General features: G+C 44.6%; 20 protein-coding genes, 2 tRNA genes and 2 rRNA genes. 16 read left to right on the top strand and 8 right to left on the bottom strand.

The window, feature by feature from the left end:
• The first annotated feature begins 36 nt into the window (after positions 1–36).
• The gene (locus M1D81_RS02855; protein WP_024425418.1) at positions 37–306 is read left to right on the top strand and encodes a YesK-like family protein; all 270 of its coding nucleotides are present in this window, start codon (positions 37–39) and stop codon (positions 304–306) included.
• Here M1D81_RS02855 and M1D81_RS02860 read toward each other — a convergent pair.
• The 3 genes from M1D81_RS02860 to M1D81_RS02870 form a co-directional block, all read right to left on the bottom strand.
• Positions 303–842: a GNAT family N-acetyltransferase gene (locus M1D81_RS02860; protein WP_456265684.1), complete on the bottom strand. Its 540-nt coding sequence runs from the start codon at positions 840–842 to the stop codon at positions 303–305. The two genes, M1D81_RS02855 and M1D81_RS02860, sit on opposite strands and share 4 nt — an antisense overlap.
• The gene (locus M1D81_RS02865; RefSeq protein ID WP_024425420.1) at positions 839–1,234 is read right to left on the bottom strand and encodes a VOC family protein; all 396 of its coding nucleotides are present in this window, start codon (positions 1,232–1,234) and stop codon (positions 839–841) included. The genes M1D81_RS02860 and M1D81_RS02865 overlap by 4 nt, the downstream gene beginning before the upstream one ends.
• A gap of 68 nt (positions 1,235–1,302) precedes the next feature.
• Positions 1,303–1,926 (bottom strand): GNAT family N-acetyltransferase, encoded by a 624-nt coding sequence (locus tag M1D81_RS02870; RefSeq protein WP_456265683.1) that lies wholly within the window; start codon positions 1,924–1,926, stop codon positions 1,303–1,305.
• Between the two features lie 149 nt (positions 1,927–2,075).
• Here M1D81_RS02870 and M1D81_RS02875 point away from each other — a divergent pair, with 149 nt between their 5' ends.
• The 6 genes from M1D81_RS02875 to M1D81_RS02900 all read left to right on the top strand — a co-directional run bounded on the left by M1D81_RS02875 (position 2,076) and on the right by M1D81_RS02900 (position 6,150).
• Positions 2,076–2,627 carry a TetR/AcrR family transcriptional regulator gene (locus M1D81_RS02875; protein ID WP_456265682.1) on the top strand — a complete coding sequence of 184 codons (552 nt, stop codon included), beginning with the start codon at positions 2,076–2,078 and terminating at the stop codon, positions 2,625–2,627.
• Positions 2,628–2,704: 77 nt separating this feature from the next.
• The gene (locus M1D81_RS02880) at positions 2,705–3,247 is read left to right on the top strand and encodes a dihydrofolate reductase family protein (protein ID WP_456265681.1); all 543 of its coding nucleotides are present in this window, start codon (positions 2,705–2,707) and stop codon (positions 3,245–3,247) included.
• Positions 3,248–3,355: 108 nt separating this feature from the next.
• Complete coding sequence (locus M1D81_RS02885) at positions 3,356–3,829, top strand: MarR family winged helix-turn-helix transcriptional regulator (protein ID WP_041116800.1); 474 nt, start codon at positions 3,356–3,358, stop codon at positions 3,827–3,829.
• Positions 3,813–4,436 carry a nitroreductase family protein gene (locus tag M1D81_RS02890; protein WP_056768413.1) on the top strand — a complete coding sequence of 208 codons (624 nt, stop codon included), beginning with the start codon at positions 3,813–3,815 and terminating at the stop codon, positions 4,434–4,436. Before M1D81_RS02885 ends, M1D81_RS02890 begins: the two co-directional genes overlap by 17 nt.
• A 17-nt stretch (positions 4,437–4,453) precedes the next feature.
• Positions 4,454–5,506 carry an LLM class flavin-dependent oxidoreductase gene (locus tag M1D81_RS02895; RefSeq protein WP_024425426.1) on the top strand — a complete coding sequence of 351 codons (1,053 nt, stop codon included), beginning with the start codon at positions 4,454–4,456 and terminating at the stop codon, positions 5,504–5,506.
• Positions 5,507–5,856: 350 nt separating this feature from the next.
• Positions 5,857–6,150, top strand: a complete 294-nt coding sequence (locus M1D81_RS02900; protein ID WP_025093551.1) for a hypothetical protein — start codon at positions 5,857–5,859, stop codon at positions 6,148–6,150.
• Positions 6,151–6,183: 33 nt separating this feature from the next.
• On the opposite strand, the gene M1D81_RS02905 is transcribed toward M1D81_RS02900, so the two are convergent.
• Positions 6,184–6,747 (bottom strand): helix-turn-helix domain-containing protein, encoded by a 564-nt coding sequence (locus M1D81_RS02905; protein ID WP_456265680.1) that lies wholly within the window; start codon positions 6,745–6,747, stop codon positions 6,184–6,186.
• A 93-nt stretch (positions 6,748–6,840) separates the two neighbouring features.
• Here M1D81_RS02905 and M1D81_RS02910 point away from each other — a divergent pair, with 93 nt between their 5' ends.
• Complete coding sequence (locus tag M1D81_RS02910) at positions 6,841–7,428, top strand: LysE family transporter (protein ID WP_024425429.1); 588 nt, start codon at positions 6,841–6,843, stop codon at positions 7,426–7,428.
• A gap of 4 nt (positions 7,429–7,432) precedes the next feature.
• On the opposite strand, the gene M1D81_RS02915 is transcribed toward M1D81_RS02910, so the two are convergent.
• Positions 7,433–7,984, bottom strand: coding sequence for an N-acetyltransferase family protein (locus M1D81_RS02915; RefSeq protein ID WP_456265679.1), 552 nt, complete (start codon positions 7,982–7,984; stop codon positions 7,433–7,435).
• A gap of 123 nt (positions 7,985–8,107) precedes the next feature.
• Between M1D81_RS02915 and M1D81_RS02920 the strand changes: the two genes are divergently transcribed.
• A complete protein-coding gene (locus M1D81_RS02920) occupies positions 8,108–8,293 on the top strand; it encodes a CsbD family protein (RefSeq protein ID WP_024427790.1) in 186 nt (61 codons plus the stop codon).
• Positions 8,294–8,441: 148 nt separating this feature from the next.
• A complete protein-coding gene (locus tag M1D81_RS02925) occupies positions 8,442–9,104 on the top strand; it encodes an O-methyltransferase (protein WP_025093548.1) in 663 nt (220 codons plus the stop codon).
• Positions 9,105–9,140: 36 nt separating this feature from the next.
• Here the strand turns inward: M1D81_RS02925 and M1D81_RS02930 are convergent, their stop codons facing one another.
• Entirely contained in the window at positions 9,141–9,467 is a 327-nt protein-coding gene (locus M1D81_RS02930) for an AzlD domain-containing protein (protein WP_025093547.1), read from the bottom strand.
• Complete coding sequence (locus tag M1D81_RS02935) at positions 9,464–10,189, bottom strand: AzlC family ABC transporter permease (RefSeq protein WP_024427788.1); 726 nt, start codon at positions 10,187–10,189, stop codon at positions 9,464–9,466. Before M1D81_RS02935 ends, M1D81_RS02930 begins: the two co-directional genes overlap by 4 nt.
• A 297-nt stretch (positions 10,190–10,486) precedes the next feature.
• On the opposite strand from M1D81_RS02935, the gene M1D81_RS02940 reads away from it, so the two are divergent.
• Positions 10,487–11,362, top strand: coding sequence for a DMT family transporter (locus M1D81_RS02940; protein ID WP_456265678.1), 876 nt, complete (start codon positions 10,487–10,489; stop codon positions 11,360–11,362).
• A gap of 76 nt (positions 11,363–11,438) precedes the next feature.
• Positions 11,439–12,452: a S66 family peptidase gene (locus M1D81_RS02945; protein WP_456265677.1), complete on the top strand. Its 1,014-nt coding sequence runs from the start codon at positions 11,439–11,441 to the stop codon at positions 12,450–12,452.
• A gap of 35 nt (positions 12,453–12,487) precedes the next feature.
• Here M1D81_RS02945 and gltP read toward each other — a convergent pair whose 3' ends face one another.
• Positions 12,488–13,738, bottom strand: coding sequence for a glutamate-aspartate/proton symporter GltP (gltP, locus tag M1D81_RS02950; protein ID WP_024425437.1), 1,251 nt, complete (start codon positions 13,736–13,738; stop codon positions 12,488–12,490).
• Positions 13,739–14,107: 369 nt separating this feature from the next.
• Here gltP and M1D81_RS02955 point away from each other — a divergent pair.
• The 4 genes from M1D81_RS02955 (at position 14,108) to M1D81_RS02970 (ending at position 19,065) form a co-directional block, all read left to right on the top strand.
• Positions 14,108–14,184 (top strand) — tRNA-Arg (locus tag M1D81_RS02955).
• Between the two features lie 11 nt (positions 14,185–14,195).
• Positions 14,196–14,269, top strand: a tRNA-Gly gene (locus M1D81_RS02960).
• A 134-nt stretch (positions 14,270–14,403) separates the two neighbouring features.
• Positions 14,404–15,952: ribosomal RNA gene (locus M1D81_RS02965) — 16S ribosomal RNA — on the top strand.
• Between the two features lie 182 nt (positions 15,953–16,134).
• Positions 16,135–19,065 (top strand): 23S ribosomal RNA (locus M1D81_RS02970).
• Together the 16S and 23S rRNA genes with 2 tRNA genes alongside form the textbook arrangement of a ribosomal RNA operon.
• The last annotated feature ends 44 nt before the right edge of the window (positions 19,066–19,109 follow it).

The following is a 19,109-nucleotide window of genomic DNA, read 5'->3' on the forward strand; positions in this document are numbered from 1 at the left end:
GTACCTCCATTGTTATGGGTTAGGAGTTGATATCACATGTTCTGGCTGCAAACCGCCTTTTTTACAATCGTTGTCTTGTGTCTCTCATGGTGGGCAGGGAAAAGACGCCGGCAGCGCCATGCGGGGTTCATTGTCCCAATATGCTTGATTTTATTTGGTTTGGTTTTATTGATTGTTAGTTTTTTTATTGGCAGATGGGAAGGCATGGTGCTTAGTCTAGCGAGTATCTCTATCGTTCTCTCTTCCATCATTTGTTTAATCATCGTCACTGGGATTCAATTTTTTAAAAAAGATGACCCTTCTTAAGCAGGAGCATCTGTATTCATCATGTTTTTATATTCTTTACGAAGGATGCCCATGATGATGACATCTGAGTATGTACCGTTGAAATAGAGCGCTTGGCGTCTTTTTCCTTCGTATTGAAATCCGGCTTTCTCATAGCTTCGAAAAGCCCTTGGATTGTGGGAAAAGACTTCAAGCTCAAGACGGTTGAGTTCTAATGTGTCAAAGGCAAATGCTTGAACCATCCGAACAGCTTCAGTGCCATAGCCTTTTTGAAAATGCTCTGGCCCGTGAAGCGCAATGCGGAAGCTTGCCGTATGATTGATTGGATCAATGTCCACAATCGCCGCATCTCCAATCATCTCTTTCGTGTCTAGCAGACAAATAGCGAAATCTCGTCTGCTGTCATCTTGCAAAAATCGGGTATAGGCGGAGCGAATTTCTTCTAGTGTGAACGTTTTGCGTGTGCCAGTCATATAAAGTGTTTCTGCATGCTGGCATCCTCTTTGAATACCAGGATAATCTTGCTCTTCAATCGGTCTCAAAAATATACGAGTCATGACGGATCACCCTCCTCTATATATCGAGAGATTTCAATTAAATTCAGATCAGGATCACGGATATAAACAGATTCAATTGGACCTAATGTACCGGTGCGTCTGACCGGCCCCTCTTCAATGGGGACCACTTGCTTCCGGAGGTGCAGCAGCAAACTGTCCATGTCTAAATCGGTGATAAAACACAAATCATGAGATCCAGGAAGAGGATGAGCCGCTTTTGGCTCAAATTCATGACCAGCTTCATGAAGGTTGATCTTCTGTAAACCAAAACGAAGCGCTTTACGGCCTTCACCAAAAGTTTCTTCCTTCATCCCTAATACGTTTGTATAAAAGCGAATGGTGTCCTCCATATGTTGTACAGTCAACACGATATGATCAAGTCGTCGTATCATCAGTCTCTCCTCCAAGTATGATCATTGATTGAACTGACTCTATTATATCATCACCTGAAGGGGATACCTTATTTAATCACGGTTTTATAGCTCCAGCTTTCCAAGGACATTTCCTTTCCGCGAAGTACCCTTTCATCAAATTCCATCCAGCCATTTTTCTGGTAGAAATGACGATTGGCCTCGTTGTGTGTCATCAGTGTAAACAGTCCGCCGCCTTGCCGGGTGATAAAGGGAAAAAGGCATTGCTTTAACATGCGGCTTCCGAGTTTTTTTCCTTGCTGGTCTTTTGCCACGACAAGTGCTTCTAAATACCAGTAAGGCTGCTTTAAGGAAGAACATGCTTTTTTCGCCTCCTTTAACACACGGAACACATGCTGAACCGCCGATATACCGCCAATGAAGAGCAGCTTTAACCCACCTGATAACACGTAATCCATGACGCTTGGTTCAGGAAGACGCGGATGCTTTAAAAGGGCAGCAGACACAATGTTCTCGTTTTCAACCCCGACCAAACAGATTTGATGCTGAAAATACACATTTGTATTGACCAAATGCAGCTGACGAGTGAAAGCAGAGCGGTTTTTGACCTTTTCACATAATAGGTCAAAAAATGAATAGTCCTGAAACGAATCATCTAACAATTCTGCCACTTGAGGCAGTTCATCCTCTCTAGCAAGTCTAAAATGAAACATATAATGGTCCTCCTTTACTGAACACATATAGATTATTGAACATGTGTTGATTATAATAAGAAGTAAACCAATCGAACATCGGCAATGGACGAGATCCTGTTCATAAATAGACATTTGGCGCCTGATTGTTCAACAATGGAGGGGATATCATGAAGGACAGACGAACAATCAAAACAAAAAGAGCCATTCGGGAAAGCTTCCTTGAGCTGTTAAAGGAAAAGGATGTGCAGCAGATTACGGTATCAGAGCTGTCAAGGAAAGCGGATTTAGGCAGGGGAACCTTTTATTTACACTATCAAGATGTGTTTGATTTATATGAACAGCTTGAGAAAGAACTATTCGATCAGCTCGGGAGGTTATATGATGAATCCTTTCCAAGTCAGGACCCTCTTGACATGCTTTCCTTTTTAAACAAAACGACGGAGTACTTGAAAGAGAATCAATATATGTTGACGTTATTTGTAAAACCAAATGGCCCAACGACAAACCAATTCAAAGCAATTTTCAAAGAAAAAATCATGAAAGAGTGGCAGCTTGATCAGCGGCCGATTACAGCAAATGAACAAATCGAGGCCTCTTTTGTCGTGTCTGGGGTCGTGGGTGTACTCGAGGAATGGATTCATGAAGAAATGACCATTGATACCGGCAAGCTCGCGCATAAATTATACGAGCTTCTCCTCAAGGTGGAACAGGAATCGTAAAAAGTTATGTAGCCTTTGTCTTTCCTTTTTGATAAAATAGAATATATGTTCTTATTTGAAGTAAGGGAGTGGTGGGAGTGAGTGAGAAAAGGAAGCTGCTTTTTTATGGGGCGATGAGTATCGATGGATATTTAGCGAGAGAGGATCACAGGCTCGATTGGCTGATAGGGACAGAGGGCGAAGAAGAAACGAGCTACGACACCTTTTATGCGTCAGTCGATACACTGATCATGGGGCGCAGTACATATGAACAAGTTCTTCAGCTGTCACCAGATGAGTTTCCTTATGAAGGAAAGACTTGTTATATCATGTCACGTACGTTACAAGACAGTCTGGAAGGAACCCATATCATTCGCGAAGATGTCTTATCATTTGTGAAAAAATTAAAGAATGAAACAGGCCGGAATATTTGGATTTTCGGCGGCGGGGGACTGCTTCAATCTTTCATAAAAGAAAGATTGGTTGATGAGCTTTTTCTTCAAATCGTACCTGTCATGATTGGAAGAGGAATTCCTCTCTTTTCGCCGGCGGATCTGGAATCCAAGTTTTCATTACAGGAAGTAAATCAATATAAACAAATTGCTGAAATGCATTTTATCTTAAAAGAAGAGGATCACTGAACCAAGGTGGTCTTTTTTTTATGAAATAAACTCGTTGACAAGAAAATATCCTAGTGTTAGGATAAATTTATCCTAGTTTTAGGATTTCTTGAAAAAGGAGTAGTTGCCATGGTGCAGCATGATCATGAATTAGATTTAAGGCTATTTCGCGTGTGGATGAAAGCCTATCAAGCCCTTTTTACAAATATCCAAAAAGACATTGAACGTTATGATATCGGATTTGAAAACTTTCAGATCCTTGAATTGCTCTACAGTAAAGGGCCTCAGCCTGTTCAAAAAATTAGCGATATCCTCTCAATCCCAAGTGGAAGCATGACATATGTCGTGAACAAACTAGAAAAACAAGAACTGGTGAAAAGGCAATGTGCGCCTTCAGATAAGCGGGTATTTCATGTACGGCTGACGGAAAAAGGGAAGCAATTGTTTGACGATATTTTCCCTAAACACACAGAGGTCATTTCGCAAAATCTAGCCTTTATTGAAAAAGAAGAAAAAGAGCAGCTCATTGAATTACTGAAAAAAATCGGTTTAGGTGCAAAACAACTTCGCGAAAAGGGGAAACAAGATGACACTCAGCTTTGATACGTTGGTACGTGAAAGACGATCCGCATCAAATTTTTTGCCAAATATCTCGATTTCGAGAGAAGAGCTTAACAGCATATTTGAAGAGGTCAAGCTGGCACCATCCGCTTTTAACTTACAGCATACACAATATATTGTCGTCCAAACAGAAGAGCTGAAAGAACAAGTAAGAGAAGCGGCATTTGGACAATATAAAGTGCACTCTGCTTCAGCAGCGATCATCGTACTCGGAGATCCCAAAGCTTATGAGCACGCAGGGAACATATATGAAGGCCTAAAAATGCTAGGCATTATCAATGCGCAGCAATATGAAGAAATGGTCAGAGAGACCATGAGCTTTTATGTGCAGAGAGGAGCCGATTTCCAGAAGGAAGAGGCGATCCGCAATGCTTCCTTATCTGCCATGCTGTTTATGCTTGCCGCTAAAAATAAAGGCTGGGATACTTGCCCGATGATCGGTTTTGATCCCGAAGCAATGAAAAAGGTATTAAACATTCAATCAGATTTGGTTCCTGTGTTAATGATTACACTCGGAAAAGAAAAAGTAGAGAGCAGACAAGCGAGAGGCTATAGAAAGCCAGTTTCTGAATTTGTGACATATTTATAAGACAGGGGGTTCCCATTATGGAACTAGGAATTAGTACATTTGTTGAAACAACACCCGATTTTCAAACAGGAAAAACAGTCAGTCACGCACAGCGTATTCGAGAAGTAGTAGAAGAAATTATTTTAGCAGATCAAGTCGGTCTCGATGTATTTGGCGTAGGTGAGCATCACCGTGAGGATTTCGCCGCATCGAATCCAGCTGTCGTCTTAGCGGCTGCAGCCACACAAACAAAAAATATTCGTCTGACAAGTGCAGTGACAGTCCTTTCATCAGCAGATCCTGTTCGTGTATTTCAGGATTTTGCAACGCTGGATGGACTATCAAACGGACGTGCAGAAATTATGGCAGGCCGTGGTTCATTTATTGAATCATTCCCGCTCTTTGGCTATGACCTGGATGACTATGAAGAATTATTTGAAGAAAAGCTTGATTTGCTGTTGAAATTACAGCAGTCAGAGCGTGTAACATGGAGCGGAAAGCATCGCCCATCCATTCAGGATGTTGGGGTGTACCCAAGACCTGTTCAAGATCCGCTTCCAATCTGGATCGGCAGTGGAGGAAACCGTGAATCGGTCGTACGTGCTGGATTACTAGGGTTACCGCTTGTACTTGCCATCATTGGCGGAAGTCCTAGACAGTTCGCACCGCTCGTTCAGCTGTACAAGCAAGCGGCAGTGCACGCTGGACATGACCCTGAGAAATTAACTGTAGCATCACATTCTCATGGATTTGTTGCGGCAGAAACAGACCTGGCAGCAGATCAATTCTTCCCATCTACACAGCATGTGATGAACACATTAGCGAGAGAGCGCGGCTGGGGACCTTATACTCGTTCTACGTTTGATGCAGCGAGAACTTTAGAAGGCGCGCTGTATGTAGGAGATCCAGATACAGTGGCAGAGAAAGTCATTCACCTTAGAAAAAATGTAGGCATCACACGTTTTATGCTTCATGTACCGGTTGGTTCAATGCCGCATGATCAAGTGCTGAAAGCCATTGAGCTATTTGGAAAAGAAGTGGCTCCTAAAGTAAGAGAAGAGGTTGCCCGCTGGGAAGCAGAGCAAAAATAAATAAAAAGGCCGATCAAGAGAATAGGCTTGATCGGCCTTTTCTTATGCTTAAGGATCAGTGATACATGGTTTTACTGTAGGGCATTTGGCAGCAGAAGCAAATGGTGTGATCGCCAAGGAGAAGAGGAAAACAAGTTGAAAACAGATGAGCCATTTTTTCATGAAATCACCTCCGTTCACAATTGTTTCACTAGATTGAGGTGAGGATAAATGCATAGAAGTATGTAACGCACTCTATCCAGCATAAGACAATGATATCATAATTTTCAAAAAAATGAAAAAATAAACTTACAAAAGTTCTAAATTATGGTATAGTTTATACGTTCAACAAAAAAGGGAGGGATTTTTTTGTGAAAAAGGTCATGTCTTCTGTTTTGGTTGGAGCAATTGTCTTAACGGGTGCTGGGGTCACAACTGCTCCAGTGGAAGCAAAGGAGCAAACAAACAGTGAAGTAACGGCTCAGGCCAGTCGAACTGTTTCAGTAACAAGAACATATACGACATCAAACATCCCAGAAAGTATTGTATATGCAGAGGATGGCTGGGTAGGGATTTTAAAACAAACCTCTATTGAAGAATTAGGATTAGGAAAATATAGAGTCACATTTACTGGAACAGTGGTACGCGATCCGGGATTTAATTAAATAAAACGCAAAGCTGACAGGTGGACAAGCCTGTCAGCTTTTTTCATGAGGATAATAAAGAATCATTTGCATCCGTACCATTTGTTCTCCGGTTTGTTTATACGTGTGCGTCCGGTCCGCTTTAAAACGAATAGAGTCTCCGGCTTTTAAGGTGTATTGTTCATCACCAATGGATAAATCAAGGACTCCCTCAAAAACAGTGATCAATTCCTCTGTTCCCCCAATGTGTTCACTCGCACGAAGAGACCCGCCTCGATCAATTTCCACTCGGTACATTTCAAATTTCCCCCGGTCGTCAAAAGGGAAAGTCGTGTATACACGATATTTTCCATCATCTTCAGTTAAAACCTGTGCATCTTCCTTGCGTACTACCTTGATTTCAGGCTGTGGTGAGTGAATGAGCTCACTAAAAGATACCTTTAATCCGTTGGTGATTTTCCACAAAGTCGTGATGGTAGGGGTTGATTCTCCTCTTTCAATTTGTCCAATCATCGTCTTGCTGACACCAGTTAATTCTGCCATCTTTTCGAGGCTTAATTTTTTTTGATCTCTCAGAAGCCTCACATTTTTAGAAATAATCGATTGTACGTCTTCCATGAAAAAAGCTCCTTTCTCTATTTACTTTATAAAGACCGAACGTTACGTAATAAAGTAATTAAAGTCTAAATAACGTATAAGGGAGGCGGCATTTTGATTGTATCCATGTTGATCTATGCTTTTGTTAGCAGCTTTACCCCAGGGCCCAACAACATCATGGCCATGGTCTTTACGAATAAATATGGGGTCAAGCAAACATTTCGATTTTGTTTAGGTGTAGGTATCGGATTTCTCGTCATTTTGTGTTTGAGCTGCTTCTTTAATCTCATCCTTTATCAAGTGATGCCGAAAATAGGATGGGTCATGGCGTTCATCGGAGCTGCATACATGATTTATTTAGCGGTCAAAATTATGAAAAGTAAAGGCGGGGATGACGAAACACTTGATCGCTACAATCATTTTATCCCTGGTATGATGCTGCAATTTATCAACCCAAAAGCGATCTTGTATGGATTGACTGTGATTTCAACATTTGTTTTGCCATATGGACAATCTAATATGCAGTATGTCATATGGACGCTGATTCTCGCACTCATTGGCTTTCTCGGTACATTCAGCTGGAGCTTATTTGGCTCTTTGTATAAGCGTTTTTTGACTGCTTACGAAAAACCGTTCCAGTATGTGATGGGGCTGCTTCTGATATACAGTGCGATTTCGATGATATGGGGCTATGTGATGTAAGTAGTCAGGAGCTTGGCCGCTGTCTGCCCATCACAACAGTATCATAATATAATCCGTCACTCAGCCGTTTATCGTTTTTTAATACGCCTTCAATCAAAAAGCCGTGGTTCTCATATAACCGAATGGCTTTTTTGTTCGTTTCCAGCACTTGAAGTGACATCTTCTGAATGCCCTGCTGATCTGCCCAGTCAATTGAAGCGGCTAATAGCTCTTTCCCGATATGATAGCCCCAAGCATCTTTCTGGATGGCGACGCCAAATGTCACTTTGTGAGCAGAGCGCTTGAGTGAATGGCCCTCGCATCTTGAAAAACCGACAATTTTTCCTTCAATAGCAGCAACCAAAAATAAATGCCGGCTTTGCTTGCTATCTTCTTGAATCAAAGCCTCAAATGCTTTTTCATCAAGAAAGGCTTCGCCCGGTTCACGGTCTAAATATTCTGTTTCACCATCGATTTTCAGTCTGAGAGCTGATAACTGCTTGGCATCAGCCGCTGAAGCGGACGGAATATGATAGGTCAACCCACGAACTGTGAATATTTTTTCAGAGACGATCATGAAATAGAACACCAACCCTTCTTCTAATGTCTATCATACCTGAAACGTGTACATCGCACACTCAGATGTTTTGTATCTTTCAAAAAGGCTAAATGAATAGTATCAAACGTGGAGGTGGAACAAATGAGTAAAGAAAAAGGACATATGGATAAAGCGAAAGGAAAAACAAATCAAGTCAAAGGTCAAGTCAAAGAAAAGCTTGGTGAAGCAACCGATCATCAAAACTTGAAAGCAGAAGGGAAAAAGGATCAAGCAAAAGGAAAGCTTCAAGATAAAAAAGGGGATGTCAAAAATAAGCTGAACGAGTAGAACCGAAACCAGTGCGTTGCTTCATGTATTCCTCATCACATGTCTTTCATCAAAAAAATGAATAGATGTGTGAAAAGAATTGATTATACGCTCTCACGATCATCATGTAGACTTGAGAGAGAAGACATAATCAAGGGAGATGGATGAAATGGAGCACGTGTGGGGAAAAGTTGACGAGTATATCACAGACAAGTTGATTCCTAAAGATGATGTATTGGAGCAAACCCTTACTCATAATAAGCAAGCGGGTCTGCCAGAAATTGATGTGTCACCAGCCCAAGGGAAAATGCTTTATTTATTAGCAAAAACGAAGAATGCAAAGCGCATTTTAGAAATCGGGACACTCGGTGGATACAGTACTATTTGGCTGGCCCGTGCTCTTGAAGAAGATGGGGAACTCATCACATTAGAGGCTGTCAGCCATCATGTACAGATCGCACAGCAAAACATCAGCAGAGCGGGCTTATCAGAACGGGTGAGCATTTTGGAAGGAAAGGCATTAGATACGTTATCTCAGTTAAAAGAGAAGGCTGCGCTTCCATTCGATTTCATTTTCATTGATGCAGATAAACCGAACAATCCGAAATATCTGAAGTGGGCGTTAGATTTCTCGAAAAAGGGAACAGTCATTATTGCAGACAATGTCGTCAGAAATGGTGCAGTCCTTCATGACTCTGATGAGGATGAACGAGTACAAGGAACTCGTGAATTTTTCGATTTACTCAAACAAGAGCCGAGAATAGAGGCAACAGCGATTCAAACGGTTGGGGAAAAAGGTTATGATGGATTTGTATACGGAATCGTCAAATGAAACAAAGCTTAACCACATGTGGTTAAGCTTTTTCTTTTAGAAAAACCATCTAGCAGTGCCCATCAGCATGACGCCGGCAAGAACAGTAAGTGACAGGCTTTTTGTCCAAACAGCAATGAGTACAGTAGGAGTCAAGACAGCAAGATACATCCAGTGAATGGTGACGCCTGTGCCTGTTGATGTATGGATGAAGAGATGCTCTGCAATCAAAGCTGTAAAGATACAAATAGGAATAAACGATAACCATTTCAGCACCACTTCAGGCAGCTGAATACTCCGTACAAATATAAAGGGGACGACTCTCGGAATGACGGTGACGATCATACAACCAACAATGAGCCATAACATAAAGCTGCTAATCATTTATCTGTCACCACCCCAATAGTTGCGACAAGTACAGTTGCTATGAGAACAGCCACATGTGATGGAACAAAATGAAGCAGAACAAACATAGCAATGACCATATACAACACAAGTGACAGGCGATGAGTTAACTTATTTTTGGGTACTGTCTGTAACGAAAGGACTAACAGTGCAGCAAACATCGCTGATAAAGCAAAATCAAGACCAAGCGCTTCAGGATTTGAAATCCAGTGTCCAAAAATGCCGCCAAGTATGCAGGCCGCAATCCAGCATAAATACGCCGTTAAGTTCAGTCCGTGCATCCACCTGTTATTCAGCTTTCCTTGCTGCGCTAATTTATTTATCGCTACACCGAAGGATTCATCAGTCAGCAATAGACCGAATCCTATATTTTGTTTCACAGAGTAGCGTGTAAAATGAGGAGCAAGCGTCAGGCTGAGCAATAAATGCCGCAGATTGACAATAAATGTGGTGAAAATTATAGCGGAAAGGGGACTCCCTGTCACAAGCAGTGCACAGATAATAAACTGTGAAGCACCTGCGTAAATAAAAATCGATAAAAGCGCAATGTCCCATATACTTAACTGTGCGCTAATTCCAACAATTCCGAAGGCAAACCCAATACTCATATAACCGAGCAGGGTTGGCACACAATCTTTTATTCCCTCGAGAAACGGTTCGTGTTCCGTGCTGGGAATGTGTTTCCTCGCTTCGATATCCAACGTCCTCTACTCCTTTTCTCCGTGGCCACCTATAGTTTTACTTACTATATGAAAACGAATTCAGCATGTCAATACCCGTTTATCTTCTATTATATGAAGAAAAATGGTGACAAAAAAGGATTGAAGTCAACCAGAATTTGTTATAAAGTAGTCTGAAAATAAAAATAAATGAGGTGACGACAATGCAATGGAAGCCTTTATTTGAACATGATGTACCAAACACCCTCCGTCCATAACGGAGAGTGATCTCCGTTTGTGGATATGGCGGTCAATATATCCAGTAACGGAGGGGAAAAGATGAAGGAAAAATATATAGGCGCCCTTTATTTAGCAATCGCTGCAAGTATTTGGGGCGGCATGTACGTTGTTGTCAAAGTAACAGTAGCGGTGGTTCCGCCGCTTGAGCTTGTATGGATGAGATATGCTGTAGCTGGAATCGTGCTGGTGTGCACCATTTGGCGCTTGGGCTATTCCTTTCGATTAGATAAAAAAGATATCCCGCTTGTTGTCATGATCGGATTGATCGGAAATTTCCTATCAATTGTGACCCAAGAAATTGGCACCCTGTATACGTCGGCACAAATGGGGGCTGTGATTACATCTGCGACCCCTGCTTTTATGGTGCTGTTTGCGTTCTTTCTATTAAAAGAAGCCATGACTGTTCGAAAGTGCGCATCCATCCTGCTTGCGACAGCAGGTGTATGGCTCATGATTGGACCAGTCGCAGTGCAAACAGATGAATTTGTTGGCGGTCTTTCATTAGTTTTCGCTGCTTTAACTTGGGCACTGATGTCTGTTTTGCTGAAACGAGTTCCAGGAAAATACCCTCAAGTCGTGACGACCACATATGCGATCATCATTGCATTCATTGTCTTAACACCAGCTGCTTTATTTCGCCTGCCTCATCTAGAGGTGGAGCAGATGGCAAGGCCAGAGATTTGGGGCGGCATTCTCTATCTAGGCATCATCTCAACAGCTCTAGCATTCTTTTTGTGGAATAGAGGGCTTCAATTGATGGATGCCTCGAGCGGAGGTCTGTTCTTTTTCTTTCAACCGATCGTAGGGGTAGCTCTCGGCTGGCTGCTTTTAGGTGAAGAGATGGGGATACGCTCATTCATTGGGATACTATGTATCTTTGCAGGAGTCTATACTGTACTGCGTCAAAAGGAATAAGAAGAGATGTCCCTTATAAAAGGGGCATTTTCTTTAAAATGGACAGGGAAGAGAGTAGAGGTTGGGGGGAAGCAGAATGATACAATTTCCGCATTTGCAAAAAGGACAAACAATTGGCGTCACAGCACCTTCCTCAGGTGTACAGCCATCTTTGCATGACATGTTTCAGCTTTCATGTGAACGAATGAAACATAGAGGCTACGATGTCATATGTGGAGAGACGGTCTGGCAGCAGGAAAAGGCAAAATCTGCGCCTGCGATAGAACGAGCAAACGAACTTCAGTACATGATGACATGTGAGGAGATTGATCACATCATCCCGCCATGGGGAGGACAGCTGCTTATGGAAGTGTTAGAGCATCTCGATTTCTCATCGATGAAAAAAAAGTGGATTCTTGGTTACTCAGATACGAGTGCACTTCTGCTGGCGTTGACATTAAAAACAGGCATTGCCACAGCGCATGGACCGAACTTAGTCGATCTAAGAGGAGAAGAGCTGGATCAAACGACTGCCATGTGGGAGCGGGCACTTTCCGCAGAGACGGAGATAACCCAGTTTTCTTCATCTATGTATCAAAAGGAATGGCAGCATGACAACCCGAGTAAACATGTCTTTCATTTAACAGAACCTGCCGCGTGGCATACGGTTGATCAACAAGAAATGACAGTGAAGGGAAGACTGATGGGTGGCTGTATTGATATCATACGTCACTTAGCAGGGACACCTTATGGGGACGTCAAAGCTTTTCAGGAAACATTCATAAAAGGCGAACCGATTCTCTGGTATTTCGAAAACTGCGCATTAAATGCTGCAAGTATGAAGAGATCGCTTGTTCAATTAAAACTAGCAGGTTGGTTTGATCACTGTTCAGGTATGATGTTTGGGCGTAGTGCAGTAAATGTGCCTGTTGAAGGGTATCAGTATCAGGATGTATATGAAGAATTACAAAAGGAATTACAAATCCCCATTTTTTACGACATAGATTGTGGGCATGTCCCGCCGCAAATGACGCTGATTAATGGGGCATATGCAGAAGTACGGCTGCATCCTCAAGGAAAAGCCGTACTAAAGCAAACATTTTTAGCATAAAAAAGGAAAGGGCGAACCCTTTCCTTCATATCACATTACATCCCTTTTGTTTCTTCACCTGCTTTTGGAACTTCCCACGCCGACTCACGGAATACTTTTTCCCATTTTGATACAACAATACATGCAACGGCATGCCCTGGAACATTCACGCCTGTTCGTGCCATATCCATAATTCGGTCAACACCGGCTATGATGGCAACGCCTTCTGCTGGAAGACCGACTGCATGAGCGGTTGCCAAAAGAACAACGAGTGAACCGGATGGCACAGCTGCAATCCCTTTACTCGTTAACACAAGAACAAGCATCATTAAAAGCTGCTGTGACAGACTCATGTCGACACCAAACGCTTGTGCAAGGAATACGCAGGCAACCGATAAATATAAACTTGATCCGTCACAATTGAGAGAAAGACCAGATGGAATCACAAAGGAAACGATTCTTTTTGGACACCCGTATTTCTCCATTCGTTCCATCAATTGAGGAAGGACAGTTTCAGTACTCGTAGTAGAGAAGGCAACAAGGAACAAATCCCAAATCATTTTTAATACTTCGAAGTAGTTAAAACGGAAGATCAGTGCAACCAGAGGGAATAAAGCAAAGAGAATAATGAATAATCCTAAAAATACTGTTCCGACAAGCTTCATCATTGGGATTAATAAAACAATGCCATATTGGCCGACAGAAGCAGCCATTAATGCAAGAACTCCAATAGGTGCTGTCACCATCACCATCTGTGTGAGCTTAAACATAATTTGTGCCACTGATTCAAAGAAGGTGAGAACAGGAGCAGAAGCTTTACCGATGCCGCTTGCCGCTACACCAAATAAGATGGCGAAGAAAATGACAGCAAGTAAATCATTCTGAGCCATAACATCGACGATATTGGTTGGAATGATATCTAATACCATTTGTTTAAAGTCAACGACCTTCTCCGTATAACCATCTAATTCCCCAATATCTTTCTTAGCTAATTTAGAGAAATCGAGGCCAACGCCAGGCTTTAGCCCATTTGCCAATAATAGCCCGATCCCAAGAACAATGGTTGTGATGACCTCAAACCAAATGATCGTCTTTAATCCAAGGCTGCCCATTTTCTTCATGCCGCCGCTGCCGGCTGCACCAATAACAATGGTAGAGAACACGATTGGAACAACGATCATTTTAATCAGCCTGATGAATCCATCTCCAATTGGCCTGAGGGCCATTCCGAAGTCAGGGAAGAAATGGCCGATAAGAGCTCCTATCACCAAAGCGATCATGATTTGAAAAGCGATAAACTTTTTCATCATCTCTTACCTCCTTTAAATGCTTGGAAAAATATTAAGAATTTTCCAATAAATAAAAATTCTATGTGGCCATGTTTTGTCCTCCTTTGTATTTAGAAAGATTTTATTTAAGAATCATTGGAATTATGAAGAAAGAGAAGAAAATAGGGCTATTACATGTCTATTGATCTAAGAAAAAATCAATTTTAAAAAACATGAAACTTTTTTAGAAAAATGTATTGACCCTTTTATATGATTCATGGTATATTTTTATTCGTCGCTGATGACGTATTTGAAACACAGACGTTCACACACATGCGGCAAACAAATTTTAAAAAGATGTTGACTTAAGAAAAACGATATGTTAAGATAATTAAGTCGCCTGATTAAGCGCCCGTAGCTCAATTGGATAGAGCGTTTGACTACGGATCAAAAGGTTAGGGGTTCGACTCCTCTCGGGCGCGCCAATACAAACCACGCGGGTGTAGTTTAGTGGTAAAACCTCAGCCTTCCAAGCTGATGTCGTGAGTTCGATTCTCATCACCCGCTCCATTTTTGAACATGATCTTTGAAAACTAAACAAGACAAAACGTACCTGTTAATTCGAGTTTTTATAAAAAAATCCTATGATACTTCATAGGTAGTCAGTCAAACGCTGATGAAAAACAAAACTTCGGTTTTGTACTTTTTCGGAGAGTTTGATCCTGGCTCAGGACGAACGCTGGCGGCGTGCCTAATACATGCAAGTCGAGCGGACAGAAGGGAGCTTGCTCCCGGATGTTAGCGGCGGACGGGTGAGTAACACGTGGGTAACCTGCCTGTAAGACTGGGATAACTCCGGGAAACCGGAGCTAATACGGGATAGTTCCTCGAACCGCATGGTTCAAGGATGAAAGACGGTTTCGGCTGTCACTTACAGATGGACCCGCGGCGCATTAGCTAGTTGGTGGGGTAATGGCTCACCAAGGCGACGATGCGTAGCCGACCTGAGAGGGTGATCGGCCACACTGGGACTGAGACACGGCCCAGACTCCTACGGGAGGCAGCAGTAGGGAATCTTCCGCAATGGACGAAAGTCTGACGGAGCAACGCCGCGTGAGTGATGAAGGTTTTCGGATCGTAAAGCTCTGTTGTTAGGGAAGAACAAGTGCGAGAGTAACTGCTCGCACCTTGACGGTACCTAACCAGAAAGCCACGGCTAACTACGTGCCAGCAGCCGCGGTAATACGTAGGTGGCAAGCGTTGTCCGGAATTATTGGGCGTAAAGGGCTCGCAGGCGGTTTCTTAAGTCTGATGTGAAAGCCCCCGGCTCAACCGGGGAGGGTCATTGGAAACTGGGAAACTTGAGTGCAGAAGAGGAGAGTGGAATTCCACGTGTAGCGGTGAAATGCGTAGAGATGTGGAGGAACACCAGTGGCGAAGGCGACTCTCTGGTCTGTAACTGACGCTGAGGAGCGAAAGCGTGGGGAGCGAACAGGATTAGATACCCTGGTAGTCCACGCCGTAAACGATGAGTGCTAAGTGTTAGGGGGTTTCCGCCCCTTAGTGCTGCAGCTAACGCATTAAGCACTCCGCCTGGGGAGTACGGTCGCAAGACTGAAACTCAAAGGAATTGACGGGGGCCCGCACAAGCGGTGGAGCATGTGGTTTAATTCGAAGCAACGCGAAGAACCTTACCAGGTCTTGACATCCTCTGACAACCCTAGAGATAGGGCTTTCCCTTCGGGGACAGAGTGACAGGTGGTGCATGGTTGTCGTCAGCTCGTGTCGTGAGATGTTGGGTTAAGTCCCGCAACGAGCGCAACCCTTGATCTTAGTTGCCAGCATTCAGTTGGGCACTCTAAGGTGACTGCCGGTGACAAACCGGAGGAAGGTGGGGATGACGTCAAATCATCATGCCCCTTATGACCTGGGCTACACACGTGCTACAATGGGCAGAACAAAGGGCTGCAAGACCGCAAGGTTTAGCCAATCCCATAAATCTGTTCTCAGTTCGGATCGCAGTCTGCAACTCGACTGCGTGAAGCTGGAATCGCTAGTAATCGCGGATCAGCATGCCGCGGTGAATACGTTCCCGGGCCTTGTACACACCGCCCGTCACACCACGAGAGTTTGCAACACCCGAAGTCGGTGAGGTAACCTTTATGGAGCCAGCCGCCGAAGGTGGGGCAGATGATTGGGGTGAAGTCGTAACAAGGTAGCCGTATCGGAAGGTGCGGCTGGATCACCTCCTTTCTAAGGATATATGGAGTAGCGTACGTTTTCGTCTTGTTTAGTTTTGAAGGATCATTCCTTCAAAACATGTCTCTAGCGAGACAGGATTGTTCTTTGAAAACTAGATAACAATAAGTAATACATTCACATTGAATGCAATGCAAAGTTCATCACACATAGTGATTCTTTCTAAAGTAAGAAATGGTTAAGTTAGAAAGGGCGCACGGTGGATGCCTTGGCACTAGGAGCCGATGAAGGACGGGACGAACACCGATATGCTTCGGGGAGCTGTAAGCAAGCTTTGATCCGGAGATTTCCGAATGGGGAAACCCACTGCTCGTAATGGAGTAGTATCCATACTTGAATACATAGAGTATGAGAAGGCATACCCGGGGAACTGAAACATCTAAGTACCCGGAGGAAGAGAAAGCAAATGCGATTCCCTGAGTAGCGGCGAGCGAAACGGGAACAGCCCAAACCAAGAGGCTTGCCTCTTGGGGTTGTAGGACACTCTATACGGAGTTACAAAGGAATGATATAAGCGAAGAGGTCTGGAAAGGCCCGCCAAAGAAGGTAACAGCCCTGTAACTGAAATGTCATTCTCTCCAGAGTGGATCCTGAGTACGGCGGAACACGTGAAATTCCGTCGGAATCCGGGAGGACCATCTCCCAAGGCTAAATACTCCCTAGTGACCGATAGTGAACCAGTACCGTGAGGGAAAGGTGAAAAGCACCCCGGAAGGGGAGTGAAATAGATCCTGAAACCGTGTGCCTACAAGTAGTCAGAGCCCGTTAACGGGTGATGGCGTGCCTTTTGTAGAATGAACCGGCGAGTTACGATCCCGTGCAAGGTTAAGCAGAAGATGCGGAGCCGCAGCGAAAGCGAGTCTGAATAGGGCGCATGAGTACGTGGTCGTAGACCCGAAACCAGGTGATCTACCCATGTCCAGGGTGAAGTTCAGGTAACACTGAATGGAGGCCCGAACCCACGCACGTTGAAAAGTGCGGGGATGAGGTGTGGGTAGGGGTGAAATGCCAATCGAACCTGGAGATAGCTGGTTCTCTCCGAAATAGCTTTAGGGCTAGCCTCAAGGTAAGAGTCTCGGAGGTAGAGCACTGATTGGACTAGGGGCCCCTACCGGGTTACCGAATTCAGTCAAACTCCGAATGCCGATGACTTATCCTTGGGAGTCAGACTGCGAGTGATAAGATCCGTAGTCGAAAGGGAAACAGCCCAGACCGCCAGCTAAGGTCCCAAAGTATACGTTAAGTGGAAAAGGATGTGGAGTTGCTTAGACAACCAGGATGTTGGCTTAGAAGCAGCCACCATTTAAAGAGTGCGTAATAGCTCACTGGTCGAGTGACTCTGCGCCGAAAATGTACCGGGGCTAAACGTATCACCGAAGCTGCGGACTGTTCTTACGAACAGTGGTAGGAGAGCGTTCTAAGGGCTGTGAAGCCAGACCGGAAGGACTGGTGGAGCGCTTAGAAGTGAGAATGCCGGTATGAGTAGCGAAAGACGGGTGAGAATCCCGTCCACCGAATGCCTAAGGTTTCCTGAGGAAGGCTCGTCCGCTCAGGGTTAGTCGGGACCTAAGCCGAGGCCGAAAGGCGTAGGCGATGGACAACAGGTTGATATTCCTGTACCACCTCCTCACCATTTGAGCAATGGGGGGACGCAGGAGGATAGGGTAAGCGCGGTATTGGATATCCGCGTCCAAGCAGTTAGGCTGGGAAATAGGCAAATCCGTTTCCCGTGAAGGCTGAGCTGTGATGGCGAGCGAAATTTAGTAGCGAAGTTCCTGATTCCACACTGCCAAGAAAAGCCTCTAGCGAGGTGAGAGGTGCCCGTACCGCAAACCGACACAGGTAGGCGAGGAGAGAATCCTAAGGTGATCGAGAGAACTCTCGTTAAGGAACTCGGCAAAATGACCCCGTAACTTCGGGAGAAGGGGTGCTTCTTAGGGTGTTAAAGCCCCGAGAAGCCGCAGTGAATAGGCCCAGGCGACTGTTTAGCAAAAACACAGGTCTCTGCGAAGCCGTAAGGCGAAGTATAGGGGCTGACGCCTGCCCGGTGCTGGAAGGTTAAGAGGAGCGCTTAGCGTAAGCGAAGGTGCGAATTGAAGCCCCAGTAAACGGCGGCCGTAACTATAACGGTCCTAAGGTAGCGAAATTCCTTGTCGGGTAAGTTCCGACCCGCACGAAAGGCGCAACGATCTGGGCACTGTCTCAACGAGAGACTCGGTGAAATTATAGTACCTGTGAAGATGCAGGTTACCCGCGACAGGACGGAAAGACCCCGTGGAGCTTTACTGCAGCCTGATATTGAATGTTGGTACAGCTTGTACAGGATAGGTAGGAGCCTTGGAAACCGGAGCGCTAGCTTCGGTGGAGGCATCGGTGGGATACTACCCTGGCTGTATTGACCTTCTAACCCGCTGCCCTTATCGGGCAGGGAGACAGTGTCAGGTGGGCAGTTTGACTGGGGCGGTCGCCTCCTAAAATGTAACGGAGGCGCCCAAAGGTTCCCTCAGAATGGTTGGAAATCATTCGCAGAGTGTAAAGGCACAAGGGAGCTTGACTGCGAGACCTACAAGTCGAGCAGGGACGAAAGTCGGGCTTAGTGATCCGGTGGTTCCGCATGGAAGGGCCATCGCTCAACGGATAAAAGCTACCCCGGGGATAACAGGCTTATCTCCCCCAAGAGTCCACATCGACGGGGAGGTTTGGCACCTCGATGTCGGCTCATCGCATCCTGGGGCTGTAGTCGGTCCCAAGGGTTGGGCTGTTCGCCCATTAAAGCGGTACGCGAGCTGGGTTCAGAACGTCGTGAGACAGTTCGGTCCCTATCCGTCGCGGGCGCAGGAAATTTGAGAGGAGCTGTCCTTAGTACGAGAGGACCGGGATGGACGCACCGCTGGTGTACCAGTTGTTCTGCCAAGGGCATCGCTGGGTAGCTATGTGCGGACGGGATAAGTGCTGAAAGCATCTAAGCATGAAGCCCCCCTCAAGATGAGATTTCCCATTCCGCAAGGAAGTAAGATCCCTGAAAGATGATCAGGTTGATAGGTCTGAGGTGGAAGCGTGGTGACACGTGGAGCTGACAGATACTAATAGATCGAGGACTTAACCTATATTCTATTGTGAAGCATGAACATTGTTATCTAGTTTTGAGAGA

The organism is Bacillus sp. JZ105 (assembly GCF_053903125.1).

Excerpts from the sequence above, each read along its gene's own strand:
- M1D81_RS02855 (WP_024425418.1), top strand. The coding sequence starts at position 37 with ATGTTCTGGCTGCAAACCGCCTTTTTTACAATCGTTGTCTTGTGTCTC.
- M1D81_RS02860 (WP_456265684.1), bottom strand. The coding sequence starts at position 842 with ATGACTCGTATATTTTTGAGACCGATTGAAGAGCAAGATTATCCTGGT.
- M1D81_RS02865 (WP_024425420.1), bottom strand. The coding sequence starts at position 1,234 with ATGATACGACGACTTGATCATATCGTGTTGACTGTACAACATATGGAG.
- M1D81_RS02870 (WP_456265683.1), bottom strand. The coding sequence starts at position 1,926 with ATGTTTCATTTTAGACTTGCTAGAGAGGATGAACTGCCTCAAGTGGCA.
- M1D81_RS02875 (WP_456265682.1), top strand. The coding sequence starts at position 2,076 with ATGAAGGACAGACGAACAATCAAAACAAAAAGAGCCATTCGGGAAAGC.
- M1D81_RS02885 (WP_041116800.1), top strand. The coding sequence starts at position 3,356 with ATGGTGCAGCATGATCATGAATTAGATTTAAGGCTATTTCGCGTGTGG.
- M1D81_RS02890 (WP_056768413.1), top strand. The coding sequence starts at position 3,813 with ATGACACTCAGCTTTGATACGTTGGTACGTGAAAGACGATCCGCATCA.
- M1D81_RS02895 (WP_024425426.1), top strand. The coding sequence starts at position 4,454 with ATGGAACTAGGAATTAGTACATTTGTTGAAACAACACCCGATTTTCAA.
- M1D81_RS02905 (WP_456265680.1), bottom strand. The coding sequence starts at position 6,747 with ATGGAAGACGTACAATCGATTATTTCTAAAAATGTGAGGCTTCTGAGA.
- M1D81_RS02915 (WP_456265679.1), bottom strand. The coding sequence starts at position 7,984 with ATGATCGTCTCTGAAAAAATATTCACAGTTCGTGGGTTGACCTATCAT.
- M1D81_RS02920 (WP_024427790.1), top strand. The coding sequence starts at position 8,108 with ATGAGTAAAGAAAAAGGACATATGGATAAAGCGAAAGGAAAAACAAAT.
- M1D81_RS02925 (WP_025093548.1), top strand. The coding sequence starts at position 8,442 with ATGGAGCACGTGTGGGGAAAAGTTGACGAGTATATCACAGACAAGTTG.
- M1D81_RS02930 (WP_025093547.1), bottom strand. The coding sequence starts at position 9,467 with ATGATTAGCAGCTTTATGTTATGGCTCATTGTTGGTTGTATGATCGTC.
- M1D81_RS02940 (WP_456265678.1), top strand. The coding sequence starts at position 10,487 with ATGAAGGAAAAATATATAGGCGCCCTTTATTTAGCAATCGCTGCAAGT.
- M1D81_RS02945 (WP_456265677.1), top strand. The coding sequence starts at position 11,439 with ATGATACAATTTCCGCATTTGCAAAAAGGACAAACAATTGGCGTCACA.
- gltP (WP_024425437.1), bottom strand. The coding sequence starts at position 13,738 with ATGAAAAAGTTTATCGCTTTTCAAATCATGATCGCTTTGGTGATAGGA.